Origin of the sequence: Schaalia turicensis ACS-279-V-Col4 (assembly GCF_000296505.1) — a bacterium.
GTDB classification, from domain to species: domain Bacteria; phylum Actinomycetota; class Actinomycetes; order Actinomycetales; family Actinomycetaceae; genus Pauljensenia; species Pauljensenia turicensis_A.
In genome coordinates, this window is the sequence record NZ_JH815210.1 from 48,956 (window position 1) to 67,481 (window position 18,526).

General features: G+C 58.1%; 11 protein-coding genes. 3 read left to right on the top strand and 8 right to left on the bottom strand.

The features are described from left to right. Positions 1 to 87: 87 nt before the first annotated feature. The 5 genes from ileS to glpA form a co-directional block, all read right to left on the bottom strand. Complete coding sequence (ileS, locus tag HMPREF9241_RS07025; RefSeq protein WP_006681591.1) at positions 88 to 3,366, bottom strand: isoleucine--tRNA ligase; 3,279 nt, start codon at positions 3,364 to 3,366, stop codon at positions 88 to 90. A 346-nt stretch (positions 3,367 to 3,712) separates the two neighbouring features. Then, positions 3,713 to 4,699 (bottom strand): DUF4349 domain-containing protein, encoded by a 987-nt coding sequence (locus HMPREF9241_RS08800; RefSeq protein ID WP_006681592.1) that lies wholly within the window; start codon positions 4,697 to 4,699, stop codon positions 3,713 to 3,715. A gap of 145 nt (positions 4,700 to 4,844) precedes the next feature. Beyond that, positions 4,845 to 6,083, bottom strand: a complete 1,239-nt coding sequence (locus HMPREF9241_RS07035; RefSeq protein WP_050998825.1) for an anaerobic glycerol-3-phosphate dehydrogenase subunit C — start codon at positions 6,081 to 6,083, stop codon at positions 4,845 to 4,847. Between the two features lie 11 nt (positions 6,084 to 6,094). Beyond that, positions 6,095 to 7,345, bottom strand: coding sequence for a glycerol-3-phosphate dehydrogenase subunit GlpB (glpB, locus tag HMPREF9241_RS07040; RefSeq protein ID WP_006681594.1), 1,251 nt, complete (start codon positions 7,343 to 7,345; stop codon positions 6,095 to 6,097). Further along, complete coding sequence (glpA, locus tag HMPREF9241_RS07045) at positions 7,342 to 8,973, bottom strand: anaerobic glycerol-3-phosphate dehydrogenase subunit GlpA (protein WP_050998826.1); 1,632 nt, start codon at positions 8,971 to 8,973, stop codon at positions 7,342 to 7,344. The genes glpB and glpA overlap by 4 nt, the downstream gene beginning before the upstream one ends. Positions 8,974 to 9,299: 326 nt before the next feature. On the opposite strand from glpA, the gene HMPREF9241_RS07050 reads away from it, so the two are divergent. Further along, complete coding sequence (locus HMPREF9241_RS07050) at positions 9,300 to 11,351, top strand: M13 family metallopeptidase (RefSeq protein ID WP_006681596.1); 2,052 nt, start codon at positions 9,300 to 9,302, stop codon at positions 11,349 to 11,351. 182 nt (positions 11,352 to 11,533) lie between these two features. Further along, positions 11,534 to 14,089 carry an aminopeptidase N gene (gene pepN, locus HMPREF9241_RS07055; RefSeq protein ID WP_006681597.1) on the top strand — a complete coding sequence of 852 codons (2,556 nt, stop codon included), beginning with the start codon at positions 11,534 to 11,536 and terminating at the stop codon, positions 14,087 to 14,089. Positions 14,090 to 14,203: 114 nt separating this feature from the next. On the opposite strand, the gene HMPREF9241_RS07060 is transcribed toward pepN, so the two are convergent. The 3 genes from HMPREF9241_RS07060 to HMPREF9241_RS07070 form a co-directional block, all read right to left on the bottom strand. Beyond that, positions 14,204 to 14,407: a PRD domain-containing protein gene (locus HMPREF9241_RS07060; RefSeq protein WP_006681598.1), complete on the bottom strand. Its 204-nt coding sequence runs from the start codon at positions 14,405 to 14,407 to the stop codon at positions 14,204 to 14,206. 65 nt (positions 14,408 to 14,472) lie between these two features. Beyond that, positions 14,473 to 15,303 (bottom strand): Sir2 family NAD-dependent protein deacetylase, encoded by an 831-nt coding sequence (locus HMPREF9241_RS07065; protein WP_040318675.1) that lies wholly within the window; start codon positions 15,301 to 15,303, stop codon positions 14,473 to 14,475. Positions 15,304 to 15,438: 135 nt separating this feature from the next. After that, entirely contained in the window at positions 15,439 to 16,764 is a 1,326-nt protein-coding gene (locus HMPREF9241_RS07070) for an MFS transporter (RefSeq protein WP_083856963.1), read from the bottom strand. A gap of 180 nt (positions 16,765 to 16,944) precedes the next feature. On the opposite strand from HMPREF9241_RS07070, the gene HMPREF9241_RS07075 reads away from it, so the two are divergent. Next, the gene (locus HMPREF9241_RS07075; RefSeq protein WP_006681601.1) at positions 16,945 to 18,240 is read left to right on the top strand and encodes an alpha-amylase family protein; all 1,296 of its coding nucleotides are present in this window, start codon (positions 16,945 to 16,947) and stop codon (positions 18,238 to 18,240) included. Positions 18,241 to 18,526 lie beyond the last annotated feature (286 nt).

Consider the following 18,526-nt stretch of genomic DNA (forward strand, 5'->3'; position numbering starts at 1 on the left):
AAAAGCGACCCGCCTATTTTATACGGTTCGGGGCTGGGAGCACTTCGTAGTGATGTGATCCCAGCCCCGAGTCACGCGATCAAATGATCAGTGCTTTGCGACGCTCACCGTGAGCTTCTCGCCGGCTTCCACGTTCACCTGAAGGGCGAGCGTTTCGTGGGCGATCATTTCAGTGTGCGCGTTCACGGCGTCCACGCGATCAGTAGGAACAACGAGGTTCAGCGTGATGCGGTCAGCAATATGCAGGCCGGCGTTCTTACGCTCATCCTGCACGGCGCGGATCACGTCACGTGCGTAGCCTTCAGCTTCCAGCTCCGCGGTCAGCTCTGTATCAAGCAGGACCACCGTGCCATTGCTCATGACGTCCGCCGCCTGGCCTTCTTCAGCGTCCACGGTGGTGGCCACTAAGAACTGCTCGCCGGTCAGAACAACCGGCTGGCCATTAAGCTGGACGGTCGCAAAAACACAGCTACCGTCTTCGTTCACGGTCCACTCGCCCGACTTCTGCGCCTTGAACAGCAAAGACGTCAGCTTACGGAGCTCGGGAGCAAAGGCGCGCGGGTTCAGCGACAGTTCGATGTTCGCACGCAAACCGGATTCTTCCGGCGTTCGGAAGCGAACGTCCTTGACGTTGACCTCGGATGCAACAAGGTCAGCGAACTGGCCGAGCGCACCCGCCTGCTCAGAGACGATCGTCATGCCGGCAAGTGGCTGACGAACGCGCAGGTGATGGTTCTTACGCAGGGCGTGTGCCGTCGACACAACGTCGCGGACCTCGTCCATTGCAGACACCAGTGCGTCGTCAGCAACCAGATCCGAGATCACCGGGAAGTCAACCAGGTGGACAGACTCACCACCGGTCAGACCGCGCCAGATTTCCTCGCTGAGCAACGGGAGTAACGGAGCTGCAATCTCAGACAGACGGACAAGAGCGGTGTACAGCGTGTTGAACGCAGCCGAATCCTCCTCCCAGAAACGCTGGCGCTGAGTACGCACGTACCAGTTCGTCAGAACATCCAGGTAATCGCGGACGTGCTCGCATGCCTTCGCGATGTCATACCAATCCAAGTCAGCCTTGACATCGGCTGCGAGCGAGCGCGTGCGTGCCAGCAGGTAGCGGTCCATCTTCGACAAGCTGGAAACCACCGCTTTGTCGTTGAGGTCCCAGGCCGTGGCCTCGTACCCCTTGCCCCCATTCGCTGCCCCCGCGTACAGAGTGAAGAAGTAGTAGGTATTCCAGATCGGCAGTAGCACCTGGCGAACCGTGTCACGGATACCCGTGTCGGTCACTATGAGGTTGCCACCGCGGACGACAGGCGAGCTCATGAGGAACCAACGCATCGCATCCGAACCGTAGGTGTCGAACACGCCGTTGACGTCCGGATAGTTGCGCAGGGACTTGCTCATCTTGCGGCCGTCATCACCCAGAACGATGCCATGCGAGACAACGTTCGTGAACGCCGGGCGGTCGAACAGAGCGGTCGCCAGGACGTGCAGGGTGTAAAACCAGCCACGCGTCTGGCCGATGTACTCGACGATGAAGTCGCCCGGGTAGTGCGACTCGAACCATTCCTGGTTCTCGAACGGGTAGTGAACCTGCGCGTACGGCATAGAACCAGACTCGAACCAGCAGTCGAGAACGTCCGGGATACGGCGCATCATCGACTTGCCCGTCGGATCATCCGGGTTCGGGCGAACCAGCTGATCGATGAACGGGCGGTGCAGGTTATCCACCTTCACGCCGAAGTCGCGCTCAAGTTCCTTAAAAGAACCGTAGACGTCTTCACGCGGGTAGTTCGGGTCATCTGAACGCCAGACCGGGATCGGCGCACCCCAGAAGCGGTTACGCGAGATCGACCAGTCGCGAGCGCCGGCAAGCCAGTTTCCGAAGATGCCGTCTTTGGTGTGCTCAGGAACCCAGGTGATCTCTTGGTTGAGTTCGACCATGCGATCACGGATAGCGCTGACGCGCACGAACCACGAGGACACAGCCTTGTAGATCAGCGGCTTACGGCAACGCCAGCAGTGCGGGTAGGAGTGAACATACGACTTCTGCTGAACCAGAACGGCACGCTTTTCTTCGGGAACGCGGGCCAGCGGACCAGTACCATCGCGCAGGTCAACGGTGATCGGCTTATTCGCATCGAACACCTGCATGCCCTGGTAGTCGGGAACTTCAGACGTGAAGCAACCGCCTTCATCCACCGGGATGACCGGTAGGATTCCGCGTTCCTGGCAAACGAACATGTCGTCTTCACCGAATGCGGGTGCGATGTGGACCAGGCCGGTGCCGTCTTCCGTCGACACGTAATCGCCGGGGATGATCGTCCAGCCGTCCGGGCCGGGAGCCGCACCCTTGGCGCGGTGATCGGCGTTGTCGAAATAGTCGAAGATCGGGAAGTAATGCTTGCCCGCAAGCTCGCTCCCCTTGAAGGTCTTCACGATCTGCGGTTCTTCGCCCAGTTCCTTCGCGTATGCGCCAAGACGCCCCTGAGCGACAACGACATCCTGGCCGGCAACCGGGGACTCGAGGTCAGCCGGAACGCGCACGACCACGTAGTCGATGGTCGGGCCAACGGCGACAGCTTCGTTCGACGGCAAGGTCCACGGGGTCGTAGTCCAGATCAGGACCAGTTCACCCTTGTCAGAGCCCTCAACAAGAGGCTCTTCGAGGCGCATACCAACGGTGACCGTGTTGTCTTGACGATCCTGGTAGACATCGTCATCCATCTTGAGCTCATGGTTGGACAGCGGGGTACGGTCGTGCCAGCAGTACGGCAGAACGCGGTGGCCCTGGTAGGCAAGATCCTTGTCATAGAGAGTCTTGAATGCCCAGATGACCGACTCCATGTAGTTCGGGTCGAGCGTCTTGTAGTCGTTAGAGAAGTCAACCCAGCGAGCCTGGCGGGTGACATAGTCTTCCCACTCGTTCGTGTAACGAAGAACAGACGAACGGCAGGCCTCGTTGAACTTCTCGATGCCGAGGCCACCTTCGCGGGTGATCTCAGTGACATCTTCGATGCCGAGGATACGCTGCGCCTCGAGTTCAGCGGGCAGACCGTGCGTGTCCCAGCCGAAACGGCGTTCAACGCGGTGGCCGAGCATCGTCTGGTAGCGACCAACAATGTCCTTGACGTAGCCGGTCAGAAGGTGACCGTAGTGCGGAAGCCCGTTGGCAAAGGGTGGGCCGTCGTAGAACACGAACTCGTTCTGACCGCCTTCGCCAGCAGGGCGCGCCTCAATGGACTTACGGAAGGTATCGTTATCGGCCCAAAAGGCCAGGGTTTCGCCTTCCATCTGCGGGAAGGACGGGCTTGCGTCCACCTCGTTGTCGCGGTGACGCGGGTAAAAGCCGTGCTTCGTCATTGTTGTCCTCGTCTGTTCGATTCACAGGGACGAGGACCAGCTTCACTGGGACCCGCGGTACCACCCCGCTTGCTCTACCACCCCGATGCGTGCGCGCCGCAGGAGCAAAGCCGCTTCTTTTATTCGCTGTAACGGGCTCACCCGTTCGGTTCTACTGTGGGCGCACTGCGAGCGCGCCCGGTTCTTCCGAAAACTCCCCGGTGATACCCCGCGCCGTGTGGCGCAGGCCGGATCAACGTTGGTGTTTATCGTAGCTGAAATTACGACTGAGAGCCGAGCCAGCCCACGTGGCTTGTCCCTCACATCCCTCCGGCGAGGGATCAACGTCAGCGGTTAGTCTTCCCGGTCACATGTTGCGTGCGACCAGCGTATTCGTCGCCTGAGCAACGGGATCCCCCTGAGCCTCGGGCTCAGTTTCCGTAGACATGGTAGGCGTTGCCTCCCCTCGTGCGCGCCGGCGAGCCCTTCTACGGCGATATAGCCACACGAAAAATAGCGTGATCGGAATAATCACGATAAGCCACGGGACAAACATGATCAGTCCATACACAAGTCCTGCGATTCCCTGAGAGAACGCCTGCCAGGATTCTTCCCATGCCGAGCTTGAGGGAACCGGAGTGATCGCTGTCGAATGGAAAGAAACCTCAAGAGTTGAATACGACACTTGGTCGGAATACCAGGCGCGCTGCGCTTTCAGACTGTCGAGTTCTTCCTGACGACTTGTGAGTTCGCGTTCTGCTTCCAAGAGATCCGCTGTAGTCTCTGCCTGATCGATCAAAGTGGTAAGGCGGGCGATGGATGCTTCCAACGCTGTGATGCGAGCGTCAAGGTCAGCGACTTCAGCCCCCGCATCGGCAGTATCAGTCGATTGATCAGTGACCTTCCCCAATTCTGCAAGCTTCTGACGAGTTTCTTCGAAGCTATTTGCTGGGATCTTGAATGTTGCGTAGCCCCACGGTGAATCCGATTCTCCCTGCAGGGAAGAATGAGCAACTGAGCCAGCCGCTTCAGTGACGATAGTGGAGGCATGAGCTAACGCTTCAGCGGGATCAGCAACATCGAGGCTCATATTACCGGTGACGATCACGTGAGCTTCAACCGTTGTTCCTTGCGATTCTCTGTTCGAGTCATACGAAGAGTCAGAGTCTGAGTTACTTGCCTCGCTCGTAGAGGTGCCATACTCGTAGTTCTGACCCACAGACGCCCCACTGGGGTCAGAACTCATCATTGAGCTTGCGCAACCGGCTAAAAGCAGACTTGTTATCGCTACAAGGGCGGTGGCGACTAGTGGCTTTCGCGTTGTCTGCGAGGATCGGACACAACGGGGGTTCATGACTCCTCCTTCAAGTCGCGTGGTCTTTCATCGTATCGTCACTACGAAGAAACGGTGCCGTATCTGAAGGAAATAAAGCCCTGATTGCAGTGAGGCGGTGCGAACCACGTGGGTTCGCACCGCCTCACTCGCCTGTATTCAGCGTTCAGCTATGCAAGCCGTACGCCTTGTGGATCAGCCAGATCGGGTGAACAACGTTCGCACCCGTTGCGGTGCGCAACTGCCAACGGCACGTTTCCGTGTCGCATGCGGCCAGTTCAACGTTGACCTGCTTGATGAAGTCGAAGACAGGCTTTCCGACTGCCTGGGCAATGTCGTACTTTTCCTTCTTCATGCCGTAGGTACCAGCAATACCGCAGCAAGGCTGGTTCGATTCCTTGACCTTCACACCGGGGATCAGTTCCATCAGTTCGACAGCCGGCAGGCCGAGACCCTGAGACTTCAGCTGGCATGGTGCGTGGTAAGGGATGGTGATGTCCATCGGCTGGAAGTTCAGATCCAACTCGCCCTTTTCGTGCAGGTGCATGAGGAATTCGCAAATGTCCCACATACGCGAGCCCACGTCCTTCAGCTCCGGAGTATTCATCTCGAGGATCTCGTTTGCCTCATGGCGGAGCATGCCCGCGCACGAACCGGAAGCGGAGATAATCGGCGCGTTGCGGTTGGCCTTGCGCAGATCGTTTGTCAGCTTCGAGACATACTTGCGGGACTCGTCGTACAGGCCGTTCGACTGCAATGCCAAACCACAGCAACCGTGTGGCGGAACCAGAACCTCGTACCCGAGGTATTCGAGAACCTGGACCGAGTGGATCGACGTTTCGACCTCGAAGTACTGGCCTGCGCAACCGTGGAAGAAGATGACCTGGCCCTTGCGGCCAGAACCTTCCAGCGGTGTGTGCTTCTTGAACCAGCCTTCGAAGGTGCGACCAGCGGCCTTCGGCATCGGTGCACTACGGTGAACGCCGATGACTTTTTCCATGGCAATACGGATCGGCTTAACATCGAGCGCCCAGTTCGCGATCGGAGCAACCGGGGTCATGACGGTACCGATGAAGCCGGTACGACCAATCAAGTGATCGCGAAGCGGAATGCCCTTTTCCTTCTTCATGTCGGTGCGAGCGTGGTGGATCATCTCGGTGACCTTCACGCCCTGCGGGCAGACCAGCGTGCAGGTGCCACACGACGAGCAGTAATCGATCGACGAATCGACAATCTGTCCTGCCTTGCGGTAGCGCTCCGCCTGCGGGCCGGAGTACTTCGGGCCCGGGAACAGATCGGTCACGCGCATGACCGGACACTGGGTTTCACAGATCGTGCACTTGACGCAGGAGTCGAGGGTGGAGCGCAGACCGAAGTTTTCGTCGGTCAGGGAAAGAACGTTCATTTCTTCGATGGTCACTTCAGGCTCCCAAGGATCGAATCGGCGGCGCGGAGTGCGGAGGCAAGGGCAATGCCTTCACCTGACTTTTCGCGCCAACGGGTTGCGCCAGCCAGGTTTCCGCCGGCTGCGTAAACGTTGGTGTAGACGGGCTTCTTGGCTGCGTCCAGCGGGTGCATCTCATCGTCAACGTCAAGGCCGGCGAGGAAGATCGGCTGGTCGCTACCCCAGAAGTCACCGTGGAGAAGCTGGCCCTCAGCGCCGAGAACCGGCAGGCCGAGGATCGTTTCGGTGACCTTCCCGTAGGAATCCATATCGAGTGCGCCGGATTCGAAACCGCCACCAGCGAGGATGACATTCTTCGTTTCGATGCGCGTCGAGTGACCGGCGGTCCCGATCGTCACGGCGGTGACATTCTGGCCGTCAGTTTCGATGCCCTTCACGGCAGACCCGAGAATGAAGCGCGCTTCAGCCTTCACTAAAGCGGTCAGGACCTGGTTCATACGCATACCGGGGATTGATGGCGGTTGCATCGGGATCTCGAAGACCTTGTGTCCGAGCTGGTCAGCAATGTCTTTCCAGGCGTTCAGGTCATCGAGACCAAGCACGGCGGGAAGGCCGATGATTTCACCTTCGCGAACGTGAGGCTTGATGGCCTCAACCAGCTTGGTGCGCTTCTCGGATCGATCCAATGTGCGCGCATGGTTCGTACCGGTCGTATCGGCCTCGTCTGCACGCATCTCGACGTCAACGATCAACGAACGCGCCTTGATCGGTTCGCCATTCGGTGTGGTCTGGCGCGAGAGGTTTTCGGCAGCGAGGGTCGGGTAGAAATCCTTCAGTCGACGCAGACCGACGATCAGGTACGAGGCTCCGTCTGCAGGAATACCCGCTTCCATCGAGGGCTGGTACAGGCTCGTCGGACGGAGCGCACCGATCGCGGTCGGAAGCACAACGTTCTTTTCGGGATCGCCAACCAAAAGGTCAGGACCTAGGACATCCTTCAACCAGTTCGCGCTGTGAGCAATGAACTCGGGAGTGAAGTGCGTGTACGGGTGCGTCGGACGCGAGGAAATGTGCTCGGAGATCTGAGCGATCGGAGCATCCACGCGAGACTCGGAGTATCCGAGAATATCGACGGTGCCCTGGCCAAGCTGCAAACCGCCAAGCCCCTTCGTTACAACCGTGACCGAAGCGCCACCGCGAGCAAGATAAAGAGCTGCGGTAAGACCGGCAAGGCCAGCGCCAATAACAACGGCGTCTCTCATCGTGCGTCCTCCTTATTCTCGGAAGCTGATGCAGGAAAGACAAATTCCTCGCCAGGCTCGCCTTGCGCCATCGGCAGGTGCTCGACATCGAGCATGCCTTCATGAATCCAGTTATCAAGCGCTGCCTGACGTAGCTGCTTGCCGTAGGTGATCGGCCATAGACCAATCCAACGGTTCTTCAAGAAGGTCTTGAACAGTTCGTTTGCCTTCTCGGAATCGATATCCCCACGTTCGTGAGCAATACCGGTTGCACGCTGGGAGCAGAAGCCACCCTGGCAGGGGCCCATGCCGAGGCGAACCTGACGACGAACGTCATCAAGCTGACCGCCCGGCAAAGCATCCATTGTGTCTTCGAGCATCTTGCGGGTGACCAGTTCGCATTCGCAGATGATCTGATCGTGGCTGGGGGCCGCGTTCGTGTGCTCGATGTCGTGTAGGCGGTGGCCGATGGTGTAGAGCTTCGGCGATGCGGTCGGGACTGCTTCACCGGCGGTCTTGCACTCGCGTTTCTCGCCCATTTCTTCACACATGATGTCGACGATGCGCTCTGCCATCAGACGGTAGGTCGTGAGCTTGCCGCCGGCGATGGTAAGCATGCCGTAGACGCCGTCACGCGAATTATGGTCGATGACCGACATGCCACGAGCCATGTGGCGCGTGTCGGTTGCTGCAACACGCGAATCCTTGACCAGCGGTCGGGCACCTGCCCACGCGTGAACCGCGCGAGCCTTGCGGAAGCCGGGAACCATTGCTTCGCCAGCATCGAACATCTGCTGAACCTGATCGGCGGGGATCGTCAGCTTGTCCGGGTCGTCTGCCTTGAGGTCCGTCGTGCCGATGATGCACACCGGGTGGTCAGGAACGATGATGTCGCCGTCGGCTGGCCAGATGCAGCGATTGAGCACCGTCTGGGTCAGGCGGAAGTTCATTGCAATCATGATGCCGGCGCCGGGGACGACGTCAACGCCGTGACAGTCAGCCATCGCGGCAATCTGACCGGCCCAGGGGCCACCACAGTTCAAAACGAACTGACATTCGATGCGAGTGTCTTCGCCGGTGCGAACGTTGTGGACGATGACTGCGCTGATGCGGTCACCTTCGCGTTCGATCTTTGTGACCTTGTTGTAGGTCATCACTTGTGCGCCGTAAGCCTCTGCGGAACGGATTGCGCCCCAGACCATCTGCCAGCCGTCGACGGAGCCGTCGAGGACCTCGAATGCACGCTTGAGCTTGGGGTCAAGACGAGGCTCACGCTTCAGTGCCTCGGCGACGCTGATTTCCTGTGCCGGCACTTTTGCCGCGGCAGCGCGCTCGAGGAATTTATCTGCGTATTCTTCGTCGTCTTGCGAGGTAACCACGAACAGGCCACCGGTTGCTTCAACTGCGTTTGAGTTGATGCGCTTAACGATTTCGTTTTCTTCTGCACACTCGGTTGCTGACTCGGGGTCGGACGCGATGTAGCGTCCACCAGAGTGGAGCAGTCCATGGAAGCGGCCAGAGGTACCTTGTGCGATGTCGAATCGTTCAACGAGGACGGTTCTAAACCCTCGCATTGCAACGTCACGGACAACACCGGCTCCGGTGGAACCACCGCCAATGACGACAACGTCAGTGTTGATCGTCTTCACCATTCGTTCCCTTCACATTTTCGCTTCGGGCTTGCACACAGCTAGCCCCTTCGCCTCTTCAATAGTGCCTTGCCTCCCCTCATTTGATTGCATTGTTCAACCCCTGTGCACACATGTTCACAACTTAGGCGTACCTCATTTTCCATTCGTAGAGAAACGCCGGAAACCTGCGCTTTTCAGGTGTGAAATGACAGATTTTCACATAACGAATGATTCGGAATTCGCACTCGGATCTGCCAGGAAAGAGCTGGGGGGCACATGACCCCTCCGACCACTCCCCTGTTTTCGCAAAGCGATATCTACATGCTCTGCCATACAGTTAGCGCATGAGCGAAAAGATTCTGGCGCGAGTCCTAGAAACCGCAAACATCGATTCCAACGTCCGTGCGCAGGACGATTTTTATCGTCACGTCAATGGACACTGGATTGCAACGCATGAAATCCCCGCTGACCGGCCGATCGACGGCGCTTTCCATGCGTTGCGTGATCTTTCCGAAGAACGTGGTCGGGATATTTGCAACGATGCTCTTGCCGGCACTCTTGATGACACGGACGCCACTCTTATTGCTACCCTCTGGGGTGCATTTATGGATGAAAACGCGATTGAGGAAGCAGGCATTACTCCCCTGTTCCCCTTCTTCGAAGCCATCGATCACGTAACTACTCGCGAAGAACTTGATGAATTGACTGGCACGTTGATGGCCGGCGGCGCCGATTCTTTCTTTGGGGCCTACAGCGGTACGCATCCGCATAATTCCGATGCGCGCATTATGACCTTTGTCCAAGGCGGAATAGGTCTTCCGGACGAGGCCTACTATCGCGAAGATTCATATGCACCCATCCGCGATGCCTACGTTTCTCACCTCGAGAAACTCGCATCATTGGCCGGTATTGGTGAAACCTCTGCCCGGGTTGCGCGCCTGATTATGGACCTCGAAACGCGTTTTGCTTCGCATCACCGCAGTGCCGTGGATAACCGCAATCCCCTCCTGTCTGATAACCAGATGACGTGGCGCGAATTTGCTGCCAGTGCGCCTGGGTTCAATTGGGATGCGTGGGCGCGCGGCCTGGGTTGGCAGATCGGGGACGAGGCCCAGATCAGCGTGTCCCAACCCGATTTCTTTGCCGGATCGGCGCAGATTTGGGGCCAGACTCCGATCGAAGATCTGAAGATCTGGTCAAAGCTCTCCGTACTGGATGCGCGGATCGGTCTGCTTTCTTCGGAGTTTGTCGAAGAAAACTTTGATTTCTATGGCCGTACCTTGTCAGGCACACAGGAACTGCGACCTCGTTGGAAGCGTGCACTCGGCCTCGTTGAATCTGTTGCCGGCGAATCGCTGGGGCGCATCTGGGTGTCACGACACTTCCCGCCACAGTCCAAGGAACGCATGGATCAGTTGGTCGAAGGGCTATTGAATGCCTACGGCGAAGCAATCACTGCATGTGACTGGATGGGCGAAGAGACAAAGAAGCGGGCGCTTGAAAAGCTCGCAACCTTCCGCCCGAAGATTGGGTATCCACCGAAGTGGCGCGACATGTCGGGGCTCGTCATTGAACAGGGTGATTCTCTGGTTGACGCCGTGACAAAGGCCTACCAGTTCGAGACCGCGCGAGAACTACGTAAGCTCGATGAGCCAGTCGACCGCGACGAGTGGCTGATGACTCCTCAGACGGTGAACGCTTATTACCACCCTGCGATGAATGAAATCGTCTTCCCTGCCGCGATCTTGCAACCACCGTTCTTCGATCCCGAAGCTGACGATGCAGTGAACTTTGGTGCAATCGGCGCAGTTATCGGACACGAGATCGGGCACGGCTTCGATGACCAGGGCTCACGGTATGACGCTCAGGGCAACCTTGAAAACTGGTGGAGTGACACCGACCGCGAGCTCTTCGAGCAGATCACGAGCAAACTGGTCGAACAGTACGACACGCTCACTCCCCTAGATGTGGCTCAACCTGCGGTCTATGATCTGGACGCCGGCGAAGATACGCAGGTGGAAGAAGAGTCTTCACCTGTTCCAACGGTGAATGGTGCACTGACCCTGGGCGAGAATATTGGCGACCTTGCTGGTCTGACGATTGCATGGAATGCGTGGGTTGCCACGTTGAGCGAACGAGGCTTAACTATTGATTCTGCCCCGGTGATTGATGGTCTGAGCGGACCCCAACGCTTCTTCTACGCGTGGGCGCGAGCGTGGCGAACCGCGTCACGCCCAGAGTTTGCTCTGCAGATGCTGGCGATCGATCCTCACTCGCCCGCAGAGTTTAGATGCAATCAGATTGCACGCAATATGGATCAGTTCCACGAGGCCTTCGATGTCTGTCAGGGCGATCACATGTGGCTTGATCCCTCACAGCGTGTTCACATCTGGTAAAACTCCGCTTCATTTCTACCGTGGCGAACAGCCATCAGTCTGGGACTATTCCCCGTTCACGACTGATCACTCTGGCGGGTCATGCTTGCTTTTTCATTGTCAAATGTGCGTCAAAGGTCGTTCAGTGAAAAGATAGGATCAAGTATTTCTTTGTTTACGTTCCTCTGAATTGAAAGGGCATCATGCCGGGATTGAACCTCACCCGCGAAGAAGCAGCGACACGCGCGGAGATCCTGTCCGTTCACCACTACGACATCACGCTGGATCTGACGCGTGGCGCCACTGATTTTGGTTCCACGACGCGCATCGAGTTCGATGCGACCGCCGGCGCCTCGACCTTCGCTGACTTAGTTTCAAACAACGTCCGTTCGATTCGTCTGAATGGTCAGGAAATCCCCACCGAGGCTCACACTGACCACCGCATCGCGCTGGACGGTTTGGCTAAGCACAACGTTCTTGAAGTTGAAGCTGACTGCCAGTACATGCACACCGGCGAAGGCCTGCACCGTTTCACCGATCCGGCTGACGGCGAAGACTACTGCTACTCCCAGTTTGAGGTTCCGGATGCTCGCCGCGTCTACACGACCTTCGAGCAGCCTGATCTGAAGGCAACCTTCACTCTGACCGTCAGCGCTCCCGCTGGCTGGCTGGTGTTCTCGAATGCTCCGACTCCTAAGCCCGAGGTTGATGGCACGACGTGGATCTACCGTTTCGCTGAAACTGAAAAGATGTCGACGTACATCACCGCGATTATTGCTGGCCCGTACAAAGGCGTTACCGATTCACTGGTGTCCTCTGACGGTCGCACAATTGATCTGGGTGTGTACTCTCGCGCGTCGCTGGTCGAGCACCTCGACACTGATCGCATCATTGACACGACCCGCAAGGGCTTCGCTTTCTTCGAGAAGCAGTACGGCATCGCCTACCCCTTCACGAAGTACGATCAGATCTTCGTTCCTGAATACAACGCTGGCGCAATGGAGAACGCAGGCTGCGTGACCTTCCGCGATTCCTACGTGTTCCGTACTCGCCCGACTGCTGCTCAGCTTGAGACCCGAGCCAACACGATTCTTCACGAGCTCGCCCACATGTGGTTCGGCGACCTGGTGACGATGAAATGGTGGAACGACCTCTGGCTGAACGAATCCTTCGCTGAGTTCATGAGCCACCTGGCTCTCACTGAGGGCACCGAGTTCACCGACGCATGGACAGGCTTCATGCTCCGCAAGGACTGGGGCTTGAAGCAGGATCAGCTGCCCACGACTCACCCGATTAAAGCTGAAATCCGTGACCTCGCGGACGTTGAGGTGAACTTCGATGGTATTACCTACGCAAAAGGTGCATCCGTTCTGCGTCAGCTGGTGTCCTACGTGGGCCGCGAAGGATTCTTCACCGGTCTGCACGAATACCTGACCGCTCATTCCTACGCGAACGCGACGCTCACCGACCTTCTGGGTGAACTCGAGAAGGCTTCAGGCCGTGACCTCAAGGCATGGTCGAAGGTCTGGCTGGAAGAAGCAGGCGTGACCCTGCTCCGCCCCGAAATCAACGTCGACGACAACGGCACAATCTCCGAACTCGCTGTTGTGCAGGAATCCTTCTCTGAAGGTTCCTCGTTGCGCCCGCACCGCATGGCCGTCGCCGGCTACTCGGCCACTGAAGATGGTTCTTTGAAGCAGGTCTTCCGGCAAGAGCTCGATGTTGACGGCGCACGCACCGTTGTTCCTGCTGCCTCTGGCCTTGCTCGCCCCCAGCTGATTCTGCTGAACGACGGTGACCTGGCATACGCGAAGATCCGCATGGACGCCGAGTCCCTCGAGTTCGCAACAAAGAACATTGCGTCGATCACCGATTCGCTGACCCGTGGCGTCATCATGGCATCCGCATGGGATATGACCCGCGATGGTGAGATGTCGGCACGCTCCTACTTGGATCTTGCTCTTGCGGCGATCCCGGGTGAGACGAATATGTCGATGCTCCAGCTGACGATCCGTCACATCGAAGAAGCAGTTCGTACCTTTGTTGCTCCGGCCGAGCGTCAGGCTGCCCTCGAAAAAGTTGGTGGCGCACTTCTGGACCTTGCTGTTGCAGCTGCTCCGGCATCAGACGAACAAAACATACTGATCCGCGCAGCCGCTCACGGTGCTACCACCGCCGAGCAAGGCGAGCAACTCCGAGCAATCTTCGCAGGTGAAAAGGTTCTTGAAGGCCTCGATCTTGACCTTGATTGCCGTTGGGTACTGCTGATCGCGCTGGTTCGCCTGGGTCTTGCCGGCGAAGCAGAGATCGTGGCTCTCGAAGCTGAAGATGGCACGATGACCGGCCACCAGAACGCAGCATGTGCTCGCGCAGCCGTGGAAGACGCAACCGTCAAGCGCAACGTCTTCGACGCGGTCATGACGGATCTGTCGATCCCGAATGACACTCGCTGGGCTATGGTTTCCGGCTTCTGGACGCAGGCTCGCACAAACCCGGCTCTGTACACTCAGTTCGTTGCCGACTACTTCAACCTGATCGAACGCGTGTGGGCAGAGAATACATTCCACACTGCTGAGGACATCGCGATCCTCATGTTCCCGACCGACATTGCTGGCTACGCCGAAGGCGTGGACATCGTCGCTGCCGGTCAAGAGTGGATCGCGTCGCACACCGAGGTGTCTGCTGCCCTGGTTCGCATCATCCGCGAGCGCGTTGACGTTGCTCGCCGCCAGATTGAAGCTCAGAAGGCTGACGTCTGATTCAGGTCTCTAAGCTGAAGGAAGGGGCCCCGAACCGTTACGGTTCGGGGCCCCTTCCACTCTGCACCTCGTGACGACTAGCGCAGAATACGTCGCCTCAGCTTCGTAGCATCGTCACTGAGCCGGAGTCGGCATCGACAAGCGTGCACAATGAAGTGTCAGGTAGGCGATCTCATCGGTCGACAAAGAAGAACCGAGTCTCAGCTCGACCAATTCTGCGATTGTCTTCGCACACGCGTTTTCTTTCGGATACGAGTCAACGATTGATTGAACGACTGCACGCATGTGGTGCTCGAGAAAACGAGCAGCTGCCTTCACCCTGTCACACCTGAGATGTTCTTCAACCGCGCACAACGTGGGCAACCTGCCACGCCTCGATATGTTCAGCCGGCGAGCGCACTAGCAATCTGAGGTAGTACCTCAGACGTGCCTGCCTCAATCCGAACGTCGGCGAAGCGATCCACAGCTGTCACTCCCCTGTTCACTACGATCAGGGTAGCGCCTGCACGCATGGCCTCGTGAACAACCCACAAACCGGTGGAGACAGCGAGTGACGTGCCCGCGACCAACACGACAGTGCACGACGCAGCTGTGTCGAGGGATGGACCGAACGCGGACTCGGGCAGCCCTTCGCCGAACATGACGATGGACGGCTTCAGCATTCCGCCACAGCGTTCACAGTACACGGGAGTGAACGTGCAGACTTCGGCTAAGTCGCGACGGGCATCGGGGGTGATATCGACGTGCGCGGGATCGGTTTCTTCGACGAGGTCCGGATTCAACGCACGCAACCGCGCGGACAATGCTGCGCGGGGCGTGACGGAGCCACAGCTCAGGCATTCAACCGTGTCGTAGCGTCCGTGGAGCTCCCAGATGTTACGCGTTCCAGCGCGCGCGTCCAGACGGTCGACGTTCTGCGTGGAGACGCCCAGCAAGTGTCCGGATGCTTCCATCGTGGCAAGCGCCCGATGCCCATCGTTGGGCTGGCAGTTTTCGAGGATTTTCCACGTCGCTTCATTGCGATACCAGAGCCAGCGATACCACACGGGGTCGGACGTAAACATGTCGACATCAACCGGGGTTGTAGGGGTTGAGCCGGTGCCTCGATAATCCGGCAGGGACGAGTCGGTGGACATTCCCGCGCCAGTCACCGCCAGAATTCGACCACCGCGCGCAATGTCGATTGCTTCTTCGACGCTTCCTTGCATCGTCATTCCTCCCCGCGAACACTTTTCTCCGTTGTACCACCATCAAGAGTGGCATGTTGGTGCGTTATGAGATTGGGCGGATGCGAATGCCAGCCACTTTTGCGTCTTTCGGCCATCGTTCAGGTACGAGGCCACCTGCTCTTACACTTCGTCGTCAACGAATACGGGAGCGGATGCTCGCATGCCAATGATGCCCATCAAGAGAGCCATGATCGTCAGGAAGATCAGAACAGGAGTAGTCGAATCGGTTGCTTGAAGCACCATGCCAACAATGATCGGACCGAATGCTGCGACAATATATGCGCCAGGCTGAGTCATACCCGACAGGCGCGCGGTCATCGATGCAGTGCGAGCGCGCGCAGGGATCAGAGTGACGCAGAGCGGGAACATGAAGCCACCGATCGACAGCAGCGTCACCCACAGCCAGGGAGAGAAGGTTGGAGCAAGCAAGAGGCCGAGATAACCGGAAGCAGTCAGCACCCCGAAGAGCAGAGAGACAAGAGGCAAGTTCTTCACCGAGTCAACGATCTTCGGCATAATCAAGCCGCCAACAAGTGTCCACAGGTTGATGGCTGCGACCATCACAGCTGCGCTTGTTCGGTCGACTCCCACCATTGTGAGAATCGTTGGAAGCTGACCAAATTGAACATAGGCATTCAAAGATTGAAGGCCAAACGCGACCATCAACGCCACGGCGGTTGGTGACGTCATCAGGCTCCGCCTGTTGGTAGCTGAGGGCGATGACGACTGGGGGGCCTCGTCCCCTGTCAGCAGCGTAGAAGACTCAGGTACGGGCCCAGAAGAGTGAGCGAGTGGCGGAGTGTCTCGACCGACACTCTTCCAGACGAGAAGCCAGACGAACACTGCCAACAGTGCCCACGGTGCCCAGATGAACAGCGCGGTTCGCCAGCCGGATGAATCAGGCCCCCCAATCGGCGCGCTGAGGAAGGAACCCGCCGCACCACCCAGCGGGAGAACGCTACCGTAGACCGTCAGAAGCAGAACCGTGCGACCAGCTTTGTGCAGTTTGATCCACGCTGGCACGATGACATTAGCGACGGCGGGACCAGCAAGTCCAGCAACACTGAGCAGGAGGAACGCCCAGTAGTTCGACACGAGGGGACGCACACCCAAGCCGATGGTTGTCACGGCCATTGCGACGGTTACGACGCACGTCAGTCCGAAGCGCTTTGACAGTGGAACTGCCAGTACGCCAATGAGAGCAAAGACAATACACGGCAACGCGGAGAGCAGACCAACCGCCATCGCTCCCACTCCAAAAGTGGATTGGACACCAGTCAGGACAGGCCCGAGCGATGTTGCTCCGACGCGCATCGAGGGTGAGATCGTGAGGACAGCAACCAGCGCCATCACGGTCGACAGTGTGGAAACGCGCCGTGGCTTCACACCAGTCGACGAAGATACGCCTTCGGGGCTGGCGGTCATGTCGCGCTCAGAAGAACTCATACATCCAGGGTCGCATTGCGCGTTGTGGGCGCGCAAACGTGCCCGCGATTGCTTGGTCACAGTCGCACCCTTAAAGTTCAGCGTGCGCACAATCAGGTCACGCCTGCACCCGCACTATCCGTTTGTGCTCCACCTTGTGTTCCACCTCGATTCCCCTGCGTCACGGGCTACAGTTTGCCTATGACCCACAGCGTTTCAACCTCTGATCGCACGCCCGGAGCAGATTCCATATGGTGGCACGTGTACCCGCTGGGAGCGTGTGGCGCGCCGATTCGCGACGGTGATCGGACGCAGACCCCGCGCCTGCGAATGTTGATCAACTGGTTGGATTATGCCGCCGAGCTTGGTGCGACGGGACTGCTACTCGGCCCGATCTTTGATTCGGCGACGCACGGATACGACACGCTCGACTATTTCCGTATCGATCCGCGTCTGGGCAGTGTCGAAGACTTCGACGCGCTGGTTGAGGCATGCCATGCTCACGGAATGAACATCATGCTCGACGGCGTATTTTCGCACGTCAGCGACCAGTATCAGCCTCTGCGCGCGGTTCTTGAAGCCGGCAAGGATCCCGTTTTCGGAACGCCCAATTCCCCCGATGCTCCCCTATTCCACATCGATTGGGAGTCCGACGGTGGCCCCTACCCCTGGTTCTTTGAGGGGAACCAGGACCTCGTGCGCTTCGACCACACGAACGCGCGCGTCAAGGATTTCGTTCAGCAGGTAATGGAGTATTGGTGTGCCCGTGGCATCGATGGGTGGCGACTTGATGCAGCATATTCCGTTCCAACTGAGTTCTGGGCAGACGTGTGCGACCGGGTCCGGGCCTCGTACCCCGATACTTTCTTCCTCGGCGAAGTCATTCACGGTGACTACCCCGCGTTCGTTAGGGATGCCCACGTTGATACGGTCACGCAGTACGAATTGTGGAAGGCAATCTGGTCGTCGATCACGGATAAGAATTTCTTTGAGCTCGATTGGACGCTGAAACGCCACGGCGAATTCTTAGAGACGTTCGTTCCGCAGACGTTCGTGGGCAATCACGACACGACGCGCATCTCGTCTCTGCTTGGCGCCGATGGCGCACTGGTGGCGCAGGCGATCATCATGACGCTGGGTGGCACCCCGTCGATCTACTACGGCGATGAGCAGGGCTTCACGGGGGTGAAAGAAGACCGCCAGTTCGGCGATGACGCGGTGCGTCCTCCCCTGCCCGCATCTCCCGGCGAATTGCTAGGGTTTGGGCACACGACCTACGAAGCATTGAGGTCGCTGGTCTGGCTACGTAGAAAGCGTCCGTGGCTGACCCGCGCGCTCACAATAACCGTCGCTGTCGCTAACACGAGCTACTCCTACCGCTCATACGCCCCAGGCGATGATTCCACCTTCGTGGATGTCCAGTTGTCAATCGACGAGGCCGGAACCGCTCACGCCCTCATCCTGGACGAGGCCGGGCACACACTCTGGCAGAAATAGCTGTTCTTAGTCCCAAGGATTGACGAGTCTTAGTCCCAAGGATTGACGAGCTCCACACCAGTCCCCCTGCAAATCCTTGGCGTTCGAAGTTGCAAGAACTGCCACACGCGTCACGCACATAGACACAATCTGGCGTCAAGAACACTAATCGGTCGCCCCAGCGCGTTCCGACGCGTGACACCATGGAAGTACTCGGTCGTAGCTGCCGAATTGAAGTTAAAGACCAGATGAGATCTGCTGGTGAGACAATCACGAGCACTCACAGTGCGGGATGTGGCCGAAGAAT